Raw genomic sequence first — 13,660 nt, 5'->3', positions numbered from 1 at the left:
TGTTTTGTTCCGTCTGCTTTTTTTTATGTTCTGCGCTTTTTTACCACATGCTTCACATATTGAATGAAGAAATAAAGCACGGCGCCAGCTAAAAAGCAGACAACACATCCAAAGAGCGTCGCCTCCGAACTGAATTGATACTCTTCAATTTTCATGATATAAAATGGCATGCCAAACATTGTTGGACTTGATTCAACATGATTGACCTCTAGCAGCAGTAAAAAAACAGGGGTCATAAACACAGCAAAAACATACAGCATTGCAAGTGTTAAACCGCTGGAAAACGAATGAAATACTTTAATCATCTCTTCCTCTCCTTCATCTCTTTTAAACTGGCTGTGATATTTTTCCCGTCTGGGCAAGCTGGATGCAGCATCACCGTATTTAGTAAAGAAAAAAACAGCAGCTGATGACTGACCGGATGCTTCCATATCATAAAAAGCATAATTGAACAAAGCACCGGAAAGAGCGGCCCTGCAAGTGCCACCATCATATTGAAGCTCGGCCGGGCAAATGTTTCATGGACAACCGCCACATGCTTCCAATCAATCGTTATCACAAAATCAAAGGGCGGCCTTTTTTCGATTTTGTTACACAACATGACCATCAGCATATGACCGAGTTCATGTATCACCACAACCGCTAGGAAACTACACACAAGCTCTATCATCGCAAGACAGGCCTCTTTAACATGACCGTATATATACAGCTATAAAATGCAAGTGAACCTAGCAGATAAGCAGTGGCGAGAAGATACACATCTGATGAAAGCCACTTCAATAAAAGCATATCGATGAAGCTGAATACAGCAATCATCATCACGATGACAAACAGTTTATTAAACTCACTGATCTTTACGATAAACCCTGTACAGGCCGCCATGACAGTAATCAACAAAATGGACAAACTTGCGAGGCCATGACCTTCACTTTCAATGCCTATCACCATAGATGCAAGCCCAATAAACACAAAATATATCAACAAATTAATAGCGTAATAAAATAAAATTCTCGACAATAAATAAGCACCCTTCGATGTATTTAACATAAAGATGGCCCTTTGATTCATATGATATTCTCTGCCAATCATCAGCGGAAGCATGATCAATATTTCCTTTAACGCATACTGCACAATAAAGGCATACAGCCAGCCGGTTTCTACCGGTGTAAAAATGAATGGCAGCCCCGCCGTCAAACAAACGAGAAATAGAAACAAAATGCCCTGTTCTTTAAAAACAGCTGACCGGCTGAAATAGACCAATTCCTGCCGCAGGTGCGTCAGAAAGGAAGATTGCGTTCTGATTTTCTTGTAAGAAAACGACTTCACCTCTGTTTTCAGCTGCAAAAACATCCGATGGACATAAGAAGCCGATAACCCCTTCAGCCATAGCCAGCCAGCGCTTAGAAGGATCACGAGAAATATGAGATAGACTGATGGCCATACGCTGATCATCTCCATTGCTTTTTGCAAAAGGAGAAACACCAAAAGATTCAACACCGCAAAGCCGAGCGTTTGCAGCAGCAAATGCTCTTTTGTTTTTGAGACGAAATGGCTCACAGCAATCCGCATCATCATCCAAGAAGCAAGCGCAAGCAGCGCCAGTACACAGCAAGTCATGCAAACAGCCGTTATCCAATACAGAGATAGTGCCTGACCGCTGATCAAAAGGCCTAATACAATCGGCAAAAAAAGCAGTCCAACCATGAGGAAACAAAAGAGCACTGGAAAGAAATACACACAAAGGACAAATGGCACACTTTGTATCGCACTATTCAAAAAGTAGAATTGATATTCCTGACGCTTTAATTTATTGCGGGATAACACAATACCTGCGCCTAAAAGTAAAAGCGTCATTTTCATCAATTGTAGGTATAAAGCAGCCGGCTCACTTTCTCCTGCCTGCATAAAAAAGCGCAGACTGATGACGACGTATATCGCATACATGAGTAAGAAAAAAGCGGCGGCAGCGAGAAGCTGTATAGGATACTTTTTTGCGAGCTGCTTTCCTTTCGTTGTCAGCATCCCCCATTCTATTTTATGAAGAACGTGTCGTGTCCAGATCATTGAGTAACCTCTCCACCTGCATATAGTAATCTCGATTCACTTCTTTATAAATCTCTTCAAGTGCCTGATGAGGAAATGTCTGATTCGTTTCTTGACGGGACATATCCAGCTTGACGTCACCATTTCTTAAGATCATGAGATGGTCATAAAGCGTATCACCAAAGCTCAAATGATGGGTTGAAATGAGAATGCCAGCACCTTGATCTCTCAGCTTCATGAGCACCTTTTTTAAGATGATCATCATATCTGGATCAAGTCCGTTCGTTGGCTCATCGAACACATAATAATCACATGGCCTGAGGAGCTGTGAAATGATCTGCGTTTTCTTTTGATTACCATGAGACAGCTGAGCGATAGGCTGATCCATATACGAACCCAGCTCAAACAGATCGATGAACGTCTCTTCCCGTGTGACATCTTTCTCATTTGGCAGCTGAAGTAATTGAAAGTATTCCCTCGGCGATAAATAATCGAATAACGAATGGTCGTCAGGAATATAGGAAACATGTTTTTTCAACAAGGAGATATGTTCTGAGGATTGAAGGTTCAGCTGCTTACCATGTAAAGTGACACATCCTATAAATGGTGTCAGTCCAAACATGGATTGAATCATCGTCGTCTTTCCCGCACCATTATGCCCCAAAAGCAGCAGCATCTGCCCTTTCTCGACATTCATTTGTATATTACGGAGAGAGAAGGTGCGGCTATAGGTTTTTTCGTTTAATTGTAATGTCAGCATCATATCCCTCCGTTTGTTTCAGATAGAACAGATGACCTTGCATCTGTTCTCATCCCTGTTAATAACCGCACTGGATTTTAACGTACATGCCTAATAATTTGAACTCTCCTAAAAATTTAGAGCCTCGTCCAAAGGTCTTGCATGCCCAAATCAATGCTCCAAGTGAAATAATGCCTAATATAGCGGCAAGAACATAAATCCAAAATGCGTTTTTCTGTACATTCTTAGAAGTTAGAATTCGTTGCTTCCTTTCATCATATGCCGCCAATAGGTGAAGAACATACATATACACACCTACTGGAAAACGAAGGCTAAAAGGATTCAGCATCTCATCACCCCCTAATATATGTAAAATGATACCACCCCCTTACAGAAAGCATAAGTTCATTTCAGATCATATTTTTAGTCGATTTTTCATGATTTAGTGCTTATAAATGGAGGGGATTTTGCCTTCTTCTCTAACGGAAGGAGGATTTTTTACAAAAATAGGATAAGCCAAATGAATTAGCCAGCGGATTTCGCTCAACCACAAAAAAACGCTGCGTCCCGCTCTCATGAAAGAGTGGAACGCAGCGCATAGCTGACATTATTTATTCAAGTTATAGAATGTTGCAATGCCGTGATATTGTGCTGTTTCAGCCAATTGATCTTCGATGCGAAGTAATTGGTTGTATTTCGCCACACGGTCCGTACGAGACGGAGCACCTGTTTTGATTTGTCCAGCGTTTGTTGCAACAGCGATGTCTGCAATCGTGCTGTCTTCAGTTTCACCAGAACGGTGAGAGATAACAGCTGTGTATCCTGCGCGTTTTGCCATTTCGATTGCATCAAATGTTTCAGTTAATGTACCGATTTGGTTTACTTTGATCAGAATTGAGTTACCAACGCCGTTTTTGATTCCTTCAGAAAGCTTCTTCGTGTTCGTTACGAACAAGTCGTCTCCTACTAGCTGAACCTTGCTGCCAAGGCGCTCAGTTAATAGTTTGTGACCTTCCCAGTCGTTTTCATCAAGGCCGTCTTCGATAGAGATGATTGGGTATTTCGATACCATATCTTCATACCAGTCAACCATTTCAGCAGATGTTTTCACAACACCTTCGCCTGATAAATGATATTTACCGTCTTCTTTGTTGTAGAACTCAGAAGATGCAGCATCCATTGCAAGTTTCACTTCTTCACCTGGTTTGAAGCCAGCTTTTTCGATCGCTTCAACGATTGTTTGAAGTGCTTCTTCGTTAGAACCAAGGTTTGGAGCGAATCCACCTTCGTCACCTACAGCTGTGTTTAAGCCTTTTGCGCTTAATACAGATTTCAGGCTATGGAAGATTTGAGCGCCCATGCGAAGTGCTTCACGGAAGTTCGGTGCACCTACAGGCATAATCATGAATTCTTGAATGTCTACGTTGTTATCCGCATGCTCTCCGCCGTTGACGATGTTCATCATCGGTACTGGAAGCGTTTTGGAGTTGAATCCACCAAGGTATTGATAAAGTGGAATTTGTAAGAAATCAGCAGCCGCACGTGCTACAGCGATAGATACGCCAAGGATTGCGTTTGCGCCTAATTTCCCTTTGTTTTCTGTTCCGTCAAGTTCGATTAACATTTTGTCAATCGCTACTTGTTCTGTTACATCAAAGCCTAAAAGCTCTGGTGCAATGATTTCGTTTACGTTGTTTACAGCTGTCAGAACACCTTTTCCAAGGTAACGGTCTTTGTCTCCGTCACGTAGTTCTACTGCTTCATATTCACCAGTAGAAGCACCACTTGGAACAAGCGCACGGCCAAAGCCGCCAGATTCTGTGTAAACTTCTACTTCAACTGTTGGGTTACCGCGAGAGTCTAATACTTCGCGTGCATATACGTCAACAATGTATGGCATCGTTATTTCTCTCCTTTTGAATCAATTTTTTTATTTCTGAATTAATGATGTTCCTGTCATCTCTTTTGGTTTTTCAAGACCAAGTAAGTCTAAAAGCGTTGGAGATAGATCGGCTAAAATGCCGCCTTCTCTAAGCGTCGCACCTTTTTTCGTTACGATGACTGGTACAGGATTCGTTGTATGTGCAGTATGCGGCTTTCCTTCTTCGGTAATAAGCACGTCTGCGTTACCGTGGTCTGCCGTGATGATGGCATGTCCGCCTTTTGCCAGGATTGCGTCGACTACAGCTCCTAAGCACTCATCTACTGCTTCAATGGCTTTGATTGTTGGCTCAAGCATACCTGAATGACCAACCATATCCGGGTTAGCAAAGTTCAGAATGATCGCATCATGCTTGTCAGCATTGATGTCTGCAACAAGTGCATCCTTTACCTCATAAGCGCTCATTTCCGGCTTGAGGTCATAGGTGGCCACATCTGGTGAATTGATTAAGATGCGGTCTTCACCAGGAAATTCTTCTTCACGTCCACCACTCATAAAGAACGTCACGTGAGGATATTTCTCTGTTTCAGCAATCCGCAGCTGTTTCAATCCGTTTTGAGCAAGCACTTCTCCTACTGTGTTATCCAAATTCACTGGTTTGAAGGCAACATAACCATCAACCGTTTCACTGAAGTGTGTGAAGCAGACGAAGTGTAAATTCTTCGGATGAGCTTCTCCGCGGTCAAACGAGCGGAAATCTGCATTTGTGAAAGTGTTCGAGATTTGGATGGCACGGTCTGGACGGAAGTTATAGAAAATCACAGAGTCGCCGTCGTTTACTTTGGCAACCGGCTCACCATTTTCTCTCGTAATGACAGATGGAATAACGAATTCATCGTAGATTCCATTTTCATAGGAGTCATCAACGACATCATAAATGTTTTGATAACTTGGGCCTTCACCATACGCCATCGCACGGTACGCTTTCTCCACACGATCCCAGCGTTTGTCACGGTCCATTGAGTAATAGCGTCCAGAAAGTGTTGCCACTTCACCGACACCGATTTCTTTGATTTGTTCTTCCAGCTGTTTTAAGTACACTTTGGCTGTCTTCTGACCAACATCACGTCCGTCCAAGAAGCCATGAATGTATACCTTTGTTAAGCCTTCTTTTTTCGCCAGCTTCAGCAGGGCAAAAAGATGCTGGATGTGACTGTGCACACCGCCGTCTGACAAGAGTCCGAATAAATGAAGCGCCTTGTCATTCTCTTTTGCATAAGTCATTGCATCTAGGAACGTTTCGTTTTTCTCAAATTCCCCTTCACGAATGGCAACATTCACTCTTGTTAAGCTTTGATACACAATGCGTCCTGCACCAATGTTCAAATGCCCAACTTCAGAGTTCCCCATTTGACCTTGCGGGAGACCTACTGCCTCACCTGAAGCCGTTAAGGTTTGATGCGGGAATTCGTTCCAGTAGCGGTCAAAGTTCGGTTTTTTTGCTTGTGCGACAGCGTTACCGACTGTTTCGCCTCTTAAACCGAACCCGTCTAAGATGATTAATGCAGCTGGTTTCTTACTCATATTGACCTTCCTCCAATAATTGAACGAAAGACTGAGGTTCTAAGCTTGCGCCGCCTACCAAAGCACCGTCAATATCGGATTCTGCCATATATTCTTTAATATTTGCCGGCTTCACGCTTCCGCCATATTGAATGCGAAGGCTGTCTGCCGCTTCTTGACCAAATTCGCTTGCAACGGTTTGGCGGATGTGTGCGCAAACGTCGTTTGCATCTTTCGCTGTAGAAGATTTTCCTGTACCGATAGCCCAGATAGGCTCATATGCAATAACAGATTCAGCTACTTGCTGTTTCGTTAAACCAGCTAGTGCCTTCTTCACTTGATCAGCGACAAGTTCATTTGTTTTGCCTGCTTCACGCTCTTCAAGCGTTTCACCTACACAAATAATTGGAACGATGCCATGCTTGAATGCAGCATGTGCTTTTTTGTTCACTGTTTCATCTGTTTCAGCAAAGAATTCACGGCGCTCTGAATGCCCAATCACTGAATAGCCGATGCCTAGATCTTTTAGAGCAGCAGGGCTGATTTCACCAGTGAATGCACCATTTTCTTCAAAGTGCATGTTTTGTGCACCAATTTTAAGGTCTGTTCCGTTTGAAAGGCTGTTTAGCTTTTCAAGGAAAAGAGCTGGCGCACAGACAATGGATTCCACTTTGTCAGGAGATGGAATAGATGACTTAACTTCTTCAACGAAGCTGACTGCTTCGCCAAGTGTTTTGTTCATTTTCCAGTTCCCAGCTATAATTGGTTTTCTCATGATTGACACTTCCTTATAGCAGTTTTGGTCTTATTTATCGTTTAATGCAGTAACACCAGGAAGTTCTTTGCCTTCCATAAATTCAAGTGAAGCGCCGCCGCCTGTAGAAATATGGCTCATCTGATCGGCAAGACCAAATTTCTCAACAGCTGCTGCTGAATCTCCACCGCCAATGACAGAATATGTATCTTTTGCTTCTGCCAGTGCTTCTGCGATTGCTTTTGTTCCTTTAGCGAATGCATCGATTTCAAATACACCCATTGGCCCGTTCCAGACAACAAGTTTGCTGTTTTTAATAACATTAGCATACTTTTCTCTTGTCTCTGTACCAATATCAAGTGCTTCTAGATCACTTGGAATTTCAGAGATTGGCACAATGCTTGTATTCGCATCATTTGAAAAGTCGTCGGCTACCAGAACGTCTGTTGGAATCAGGAATTTCACGCCTTTTTCTTTTGCACGGTCCATAAAGGATTTCGCTAAATCTACTTTGTCTTCTTCTAATAGAGATTTCCCTACTTCGTGGCCTAGTGCTTTCACAAATGTGTAAGCAAGTCCGCCGCCGATGATGAGGTTGTCCACTTTATCAAGAAGACTTTCAATCACACCGATTTTATCCTTTACTTTTGCGCCACCGATAATCGCTGTAAATGGGCGATCAGGATTTGAAATGGCTTTTCCTAAAACCTCAAGCTCTTTTTGCATGAGGAAGCCTGAAACAGCCGGAAGATAAGCTGCAATACCAGCTGTCGATGCATGTGCACGGTGTGCAGCACCGAACGCATCATTGACATACACATCGGCTAAATCAGCAAATGCTTTTGATAATTCAGGATCGTTCTTTTCTTCACCAGGATAGAAACGAACGTTTTCAAGCACTAGCACATCTCCTTCTTTTAAGTCAGAGATTTGCTTTTTCACGTTGTCGCCGTAAGCTTCATCTGCTTTTTTCACTTCTTTTCCAAGAAGCTCTTGCAGACGTATTGCCACAGGTGTCAGACGCAGTTCTTCAGTAACTTGACCCTTCGGACGACCCAAATGACTAGCTAGCAGTACCTTTGCGCCTTGTCCTGTTAAATACTCAATCGTTGGTAATGCTGCGCGGATACGAGTATCATCCGTCACTTCGCCGTCCTTCATTGGAACGTTAAAATCTACGCGGCAAAACACAACTTTACCTTTTACGTCAATGTCTTTTACTGATTTCTTATTCATGCTCGTCAGGAGATCCTCCTTTATTCTGGTTTCCTTACGCATTGGACAAGTCTCTCTTTATCCTTTTCCCATTTTGCCCTCATCAAAACGAGAAATCGTGCAGAACGGATAAATACAGAGAAAAAGGGAAAGGGATGCTTCCCCTTCCCTTGTCCGTCTTCATTATATCGTGTCTCTAGGAAAGAACCAAGTGAGTTCCTTCAGTGTGAGAAATTAAAGACCTTGTTTTGCAATGTAAGCTGCAAGATCAACAACGCGGTGAGAATATCCGCTCTCGTTATCGTACCAAGAGATCACTTTCACCATGCTGCCTTCCATTACCATTGTAGAAAGAGCATCGATTGTTGAAGAGTTTGCATTACCATTGTAGTCACCAGATACTAATGGCTCTTCGCTGTAGCCAAGGATTCCTTTAAGTTCTCCTTCAGCTGCTTCTTTAAGTGCTGCATTTACATCTTCAGCCGTTACATCTTGGTTTAATTCAGCTACAAGGTCAACTAAAGAAACGTTAGGTGTTGGAACACGCATAGCGCCACCGTTTAATTTACCTTTAAGTTCAGGCAATACAAGTGAAACAGCTTTCGCAGCACCTGTAGAAGTTGGGATGATGTTTTCCGCAGCTGCACGAGCACGACGGTAATCTTTGTGCGGAAGATCAAGAATTTGTTGGTCATTTGTGTATGAGTGAACTGTTGTCATCATACCGCGTTTAATACCAAATTTATCGTTAAGAACTTTTGCAAATGGAGCTAAGCAGTTTGTCGTACAAGATGCATTAGAGATGACATCGTGGCTAGCTGCATCGTATTTGTCTTCGTTTACACCCATAACGATTGTGATATCTTCTTCGTTAGCAGGAGCAGAGATGATGACTTTTTTAGCGCCAGCTTCTAAGTGTTTAGCAGCGTCTGCACGTTTTGTGAAGAATCCAGTAGATTCAACAACGATTTCTACGCCTTGTTTACCCCAGCTTAATTTCGCAGGGTCACGTTCAGCTGATACTTCGATTGTTTTACCGTTCACTACTAAGTTTGTACCGTCTACAGAAACCTCTGCATCTAGTTTTCCGTGAACAGAGTCATATTGTAAAAGGTGTGCAAGCATGTTAGCATCTGTTAGATCGTTAACCGCTACTACCTCAACTTCAGGATTATTTAATGCTGCACGAAATACGTTACGTCCAATACGTCCAAATCCGTTAATACCGACTTTTACTGCCATGATGTTTCCTCCTTTTATAGGTCACAATGTTTTATATTGAGGGATCAATTGATTCCCTTAATAACTCTTTTGCGGCTCCTTCGTCTGTGACGAGAACCGTTCGGCGTGGTTTTTTGAAATAAGCTTCAATAGCCCCCGCCTTTGATGATCCACCTGCAACAGCAATAATGTGTGGAATGCTTTCTAAATCATCTAGCTGCATGCCGACGGAGTGCACTTTGTGAACGACCTCACCATCACGATTAAAGTAATAGCCAAAGGCCTCTGTCACTGCGTCATGCTCATCAATCTTTTTTAAATCTTCAGCTGGTGTATTTCGTCTCATCGCCATTGTTTTTGCTTCACCAATACCATGAATAAGCATCGTGGACGATTTAATCGTTTGAAGCACTTCTTTGACGGACGGCTCTTCAATAATGGAAGAGTAAGCACCTTCTGACAGCTGCCCTGGAACAAACAGCAGTTTGTAAGTACCGGAAGCTTTTTCAGCCATGTGGGCACAAATGGTGTTTGCCTGATTTTTTACATTCTCCCCAAGACCGCCTCTCGCAGGGACAAACATCATATCGCGGTTTTTGGCATCAGGGGTCATCATTTCGGCAACGGCTTCCATCGTCGTTCCGCCAGTGACGGCGACGATATTATTTCCAGTAAACCTTTTTTTCATACATTGGACAGCAGCTCTTCCCATTTCTTGCTTCACCCACGGGGATTCGTCACTGTCTCCAGAAACGATCATGACTTCTTCCAGGCCTAACTTTCTCTTTAATGTATTTTCCAAAAAGGTTAAACCTAAAACGTCCTTCATCATTCCTTCAAGCATTTCAAGCAAAGCGTGACCCTCACTCGTCAGCATCATGCCGCTCGTTTTGACATCCAGCAGATTTTGTTCTTTTAAGAACTGAACTTCAGCTCGTAAGATGCGCTCACTGAGACCAAGACTCGTCGCAAGACTTCTGCGGCCAATTGGTTCAGCTAATCTGATGTACTGCAAAATGTCGTAGCGTTTTTGCATAACAATGAGAAGATCTGGCAATAATTTTTTTTGAGCTTCCAATAAATGATTCATGGCTAACGACCCTTTCTTTTCACGTTGGACTAAAAGCGTCCCACTGTGACAAAAAACGTCCCGCCACAGCCAAAAAAAATCAATCCCTGCTTTCTTTAATTATTTTAACAGGATAATCTTGCATTTTCAACTCTTACAAACACATTTAGACAAAAAATAGACACATTTTCACCGATAGCCTGCTTGTCATCAAGGTTCTTGCTATGATATTTCTTTTCAAAATATTTATTTTCTTTTATATAGAATGTATTCACGATGGAAAATGTGCATGCTGGTGATATCAGCATGCACATTTTTTTCAGGACCTGCTTATGTTTTCGTAATGGTTCCAAGCTGTTTTGCCTCTTCCTTCGGTTTGATTTTGAGATAATAAATAATGTAGCAGGCAGCCATGAACGGAATTCCGCAATAAAGACCGATCCGCTGATCCTCGATAAAAAATAAGCTGATGAGGACGATGGCAAATGCGATAAAGCCTGCTAATGGGACAAATGGATAGAGCGGTGTTCGAAAGACAAGATCCTTTACATCTCCGCCCGCCTTTATGAATTGTTTTCTAAAGAAATACTGGGACAAACAAATCGACATCCACACCACAACTAGGACCATACCAGAAATTGAAATGAGCCACACATACACCGTTTTTGGAGCCACAACACTTGTCAGCAGGGAGAGTGCAGATACGACCATTGTCACCAATAGTGCATTGATCGGAATTTTACGCTTGGACAGCTTTTTCGTAAATTTAGGTCCTTTCCCGTCTTTCGATAGCGACCAAAGCATACGTGATGATGCATACAATCCAGAGTTTGCTACAGATAAGACCGCTGTGATGATGATAAAATTCATGATATCTGCAGCATACGGTATGCCGACCTTGTCCAGCACGACGACAAACGGGCTGTCGACGGTGCCTGCTGTCTGCCACGGAAGAAGTGCGGCCAGAACCGCAATGGATAAAACGAAAAAGACCATCGTTCTCCAAATAATATTTCGTATAGATCGCGGCAATGTTTTTTCAGGGCTTTCACTCTCTCCTGCTGCAATCCCGACAAGTTCTGTTCCTTGAAAGGAGAAATTGACCGTGACCATGGTTAATAAAATAGCAAAAACGCCGTTAGGAAATAGTCCGCCATGATCCGTCAAATGACGAAATAGAGGGGCTGGTTCTCCATCTTTTAGATGAATCATTCCGAAAATTGCGCCAATTCCAATGATAATAAATAATAGAATGGCAGCGACCTTAATGGCCGAAAACCAAAACTCGGTTTCAGCGAAGCTGCGAGCTGAGATGGCATTGACGGCAAATAAAATCACGCTAAATGCAAGACACCACAGCCAAACAGGGATATCTGGGAACCACCTTTGGAGCAAAATGCCTGCTGACGTAAATTCCAGTCCTATTGTACATGCCCAGCTAAACCAATAAAGCCAGCCGATCATAAAGCCTGTGGAGGGACCTATATATTTGGTTGCATATTCCTGAAAGGAACCCGCTGTCGGCATCGCCACAGCTAATTCTCCAAGACACAGCATCACCAAATACATTAACAATCCGCCAATGATAAAGGATAGAATGGCTCCCCCGGGTCCAGCCTGATGGATAATGAGTCCTGATCCAAGAAAAAGACCAGTACCAATGACGCCACCTAAGGCAATCATAAAGAGATGCCTGCTTTTCATGGAACGCTCTAGTTCATTATGCTGCTCTTGCTTCAAATCATTTTCCCCACTTTCACTCTTCTATTCATCATCCTTTGACAAAATTCGCTGTTCGTTGAAAGAGAAAGGGAGAAAGTGAAGGTTTCTCCCCCTTTGACATTTATGCTTGAAATAATGCTTCAATATGACCAATCGCCCAGTCTAAATCTTCTTTAGATATCGTGAGAGGCGGTGCAAAGCGGATGACGGTCTCATGGGTTTCCTTACATAACAGTCCTGCTTGTTTCAGCTTCTCACAATAAGGTCTCGCTGCCTCTGTCAGCTCCATGCCGATAAATAATCCGCGGCCGCGCACTTCCTTGATGACAGGACTTTGAATGCGCGTGAGTTTGTCTTTTAAGTATTCGCCAAGCTCCATAGAACGCGCTGCAAGGTTTTCGTCGATCAAGACATCCAGTGCAGCCAGCGACACCGCACACGCAAGAGGATTTCCGCCGAAGGTAGAGCCGTGAGATCCAGGGTTAAACACACCTAATATATCGCGGTTTGCGACTACACACGAGATTGGGAATACACCGCCGCCTAAAGCTTTCCCAAGAATCAGCATATCTGGCTCAATGTCTTCCCAGTCACATGCAAACATCTTACCTGTTCGCGCTAATCCGACCTGAATTTCATCCGCAATGAACAGCACATGTTCTTTTTCACAAAGCGCCTTCGCTTCCTTCAAGAAGCCTTCTGGCGGCATGACAATTCCCGCTTCTCCTTGAATAGGTTCGATCAGAAAGGCCGCTGTCTGTGGTGTGATGGCTTCACGTAACGCTTCAATATCTCCGTAAGGAATCAATTTAATGCCTGGAAGCATTGGACCGAAACCTCTTTGATATTCTGCTTCAGAAGAAAGAGAAACAGCTGTCATCGTTCTGCCATGAAAGTTTCCAACGCACGCAATGATTTCTGCGCGATTGTCTTCGATTCCCTTGACGTCATAGCCCCAGCGTCTTGCTGCTTTTACAGCTGTTTCTACAGCCTCAGCTCCAGTATTCATCGGGAGTGCCATCTCTTTATTCGTTAGTTGACAAATTTTCTCATACCAAGGACCAAGCTGATCATTGTGAAAAGCTCTTGAGGTTAATGTCACCCGGTCTGCCTGTTTTTTGAGTGCCTCAATAATGCGGGGGTGGCGATGGCCTTGGTTGACTGCTGAATACGCACTCAGCATATCCATATATCGATTGCCTTCAGGGTCTGTCACCCAAACTCCCTCAGCCTCAGAAATTACTATTGGCAGCGGATGATAGTTTGCCGCTCCGTATTGTTCCGTTTGTTGAATCAATTCATTTGTCTGTGTCATCGTCTATTCCTCCTTCTATAACCTAGCCTCTTTTATCTACACACATATGATATGCAAGGATCGTGCCAACTTTCTGTCCGCATCATGACGATGATTGATCTGCTTCTTTATGCAAAATATTTTTGCACATGCCAAAT

Annotated in this window: 13 protein-coding genes; all 13 read right to left on the bottom strand. The window is 43.1% G+C overall.

Annotated features, from left to right (window positions below):
- Nucleotides 1–23: 23 nt before the first annotated feature.
- On the bottom strand, nucleotides 24–305 hold the full coding sequence (locus MHI60_RS10750; RefSeq protein ID WP_048237467.1) for a hypothetical protein: 282 nt from the start codon (nucleotides 303–305) through the stop codon (nucleotides 24–26).
- Entirely contained in the window at nucleotides 302–670 is a 369-nt protein-coding gene (locus tag MHI60_RS10745; protein ID WP_144483537.1) for a metalloprotease family protein, read from the bottom strand. The genes MHI60_RS10750 and MHI60_RS10745 overlap by 4 nt, the downstream gene beginning before the upstream one ends.
- The gene (locus tag MHI60_RS10740) at nucleotides 667–2,064 is read right to left on the bottom strand and encodes a hypothetical protein (protein ID WP_144483540.1); all 1,398 of its coding nucleotides are present in this window, start codon (nucleotides 2,062–2,064) and stop codon (nucleotides 667–669) included. Before MHI60_RS10740 ends, MHI60_RS10745 begins: the two co-directional genes overlap by 4 nt.
- Nucleotides 2,036–2,803, bottom strand: a complete 768-nt coding sequence (locus MHI60_RS10735) for an ABC transporter ATP-binding protein (protein WP_144483542.1) — start codon at nucleotides 2,801–2,803, stop codon at nucleotides 2,036–2,038. Before MHI60_RS10735 ends, MHI60_RS10740 begins: the two co-directional genes overlap by 29 nt.
- Nucleotides 2,804–2,861: 58 nt before the next feature.
- Nucleotides 2,862–3,131 (bottom strand): hypothetical protein, encoded by a 270-nt coding sequence (locus tag MHI60_RS10730; RefSeq protein WP_041107838.1) that lies wholly within the window; start codon nucleotides 3,129–3,131, stop codon nucleotides 2,862–2,864.
- Between the two features lie 258 nt (nucleotides 3,132–3,389).
- Entirely contained in the window at nucleotides 3,390–4,682 is a 1,293-nt protein-coding gene (gene eno / locus MHI60_RS10725) for a phosphopyruvate hydratase (RefSeq protein WP_003212752.1), read from the bottom strand.
- A 30-nt stretch (nucleotides 4,683–4,712) separates the two neighbouring features.
- Nucleotides 4,713–6,248, bottom strand: a complete 1,536-nt coding sequence (gene gpmI / locus MHI60_RS10720) for a 2,3-bisphosphoglycerate-independent phosphoglycerate mutase (protein WP_144472097.1) — start codon at nucleotides 6,246–6,248, stop codon at nucleotides 4,713–4,715.
- Nucleotides 6,241–7,002 (bottom strand): triose-phosphate isomerase, encoded by a 762-nt coding sequence (gene tpiA / locus MHI60_RS10715; protein WP_017359213.1) that lies wholly within the window; start codon nucleotides 7,000–7,002, stop codon nucleotides 6,241–6,243. The genes gpmI and tpiA overlap by 8 nt, the downstream gene beginning before the upstream one ends.
- 30 nt (nucleotides 7,003–7,032) lie before the next feature.
- A complete protein-coding gene (locus tag MHI60_RS10710) occupies nucleotides 7,033–8,217 on the bottom strand; it encodes a phosphoglycerate kinase (protein ID WP_144483545.1) in 1,185 nt (394 codons plus the stop codon).
- 213 nt (nucleotides 8,218–8,430) lie between these two features.
- Entirely contained in the window at nucleotides 8,431–9,438 is a 1,008-nt protein-coding gene (gene gap, locus MHI60_RS10705; protein ID WP_007500174.1) for a type I glyceraldehyde-3-phosphate dehydrogenase, read from the bottom strand.
- A gap of 31 nt (nucleotides 9,439–9,469) precedes the next feature.
- Nucleotides 9,470–10,507 (bottom strand): sugar-binding transcriptional regulator, encoded by a 1,038-nt coding sequence (locus tag MHI60_RS10700; protein ID WP_034280955.1) that lies wholly within the window; start codon nucleotides 10,505–10,507, stop codon nucleotides 9,470–9,472.
- Between the two features lie 309 nt (nucleotides 10,508–10,816).
- Nucleotides 10,817–12,190, bottom strand: a complete 1,374-nt coding sequence (locus MHI60_RS10695; RefSeq protein ID WP_342502687.1) for an amino acid permease — start codon at nucleotides 12,188–12,190, stop codon at nucleotides 10,817–10,819.
- Between the two features lie 139 nt (nucleotides 12,191–12,329).
- Complete coding sequence (locus tag MHI60_RS10690; RefSeq protein ID WP_034280960.1) at nucleotides 12,330–13,523, bottom strand: ornithine--oxo-acid transaminase; 1,194 nt, start codon at nucleotides 13,521–13,523, stop codon at nucleotides 12,330–12,332.
- Between the last annotated feature and the right edge of the window lie 137 nt (nucleotides 13,524–13,660).

Origin of the sequence: Bacillus sp. FSL K6-3200, assembly GCF_038630485.1 — a bacterium.
Classification (GTDB): Bacteria; Bacillota; Bacilli; order Bacillales; family Bacillaceae; genus Bacillus; species Bacillus safensis.
This window is presented reverse-complemented; position numbering and strand designations above follow the sequence as displayed.

Coding starts and splice junctions, on each gene's coding strand:
- MHI60_RS10740 (WP_144483540.1), bottom strand. CDS start 2,064: ATGATCTGGACACGACACGTTCTTCATAAAATAGAATGGGGGATGCTG.
- MHI60_RS10710 (WP_144483545.1), bottom strand. CDS start 8,217: ATGAATAAGAAATCAGTAAAAGACATTGACGTAAAAGGTAAAGTTGTG.
- gap (WP_007500174.1), bottom strand. CDS start 9,438: ATGGCAGTAAAAGTCGGTATTAACGGATTTGGACGTATTGGACGTAAC.
- MHI60_RS10690 (WP_034280960.1), bottom strand. CDS start 13,523: ATGACACAGACAAATGAATTGATTCAACAAACGGAACAATACGGAGCG.
- MHI60_RS10750 (WP_048237467.1), bottom strand. CDS start 305: ATGATTAAAGTATTTCATTCGTTTTCCAGCGGTTTAACACTTGCAATG.
- MHI60_RS10735 (WP_144483542.1), bottom strand. CDS start 2,803: ATGCTGACATTACAATTAAACGAAAAAACCTATAGCCGCACCTTCTCT.
- MHI60_RS10730 (WP_041107838.1), bottom strand. CDS start 3,131: ATGCTGAATCCTTTTAGCCTTCGTTTTCCAGTAGGTGTGTATATGTAT.
- gpmI (WP_144472097.1), bottom strand. CDS start 6,248: ATGAGTAAGAAACCAGCTGCATTAATCATCTTAGACGGGTTCGGTTTA.
- MHI60_RS10695 (WP_342502687.1), bottom strand. CDS start 12,190: ATGAAAAGCAGGCATCTCTTTATGATTGCCTTAGGTGGCGTCATTGGT.
- MHI60_RS10700 (WP_034280955.1), bottom strand. CDS start 10,507: ATGAATCATTTATTGGAAGCTCAAAAAAAATTATTGCCAGATCTTCTC.
- MHI60_RS10745 (WP_144483537.1), bottom strand. CDS start 670: ATGATAGAGCTTGTGTGTAGTTTCCTAGCGGTTGTGGTGATACATGAA.
- eno (WP_003212752.1), bottom strand. CDS start 4,682: ATGCCATACATTGTTGACGTATATGCACGCGAAGTATTAGACTCTCGC.
- tpiA (WP_017359213.1), bottom strand. CDS start 7,002: ATGAGAAAACCAATTATAGCTGGGAACTGGAAAATGAACAAAACACTT.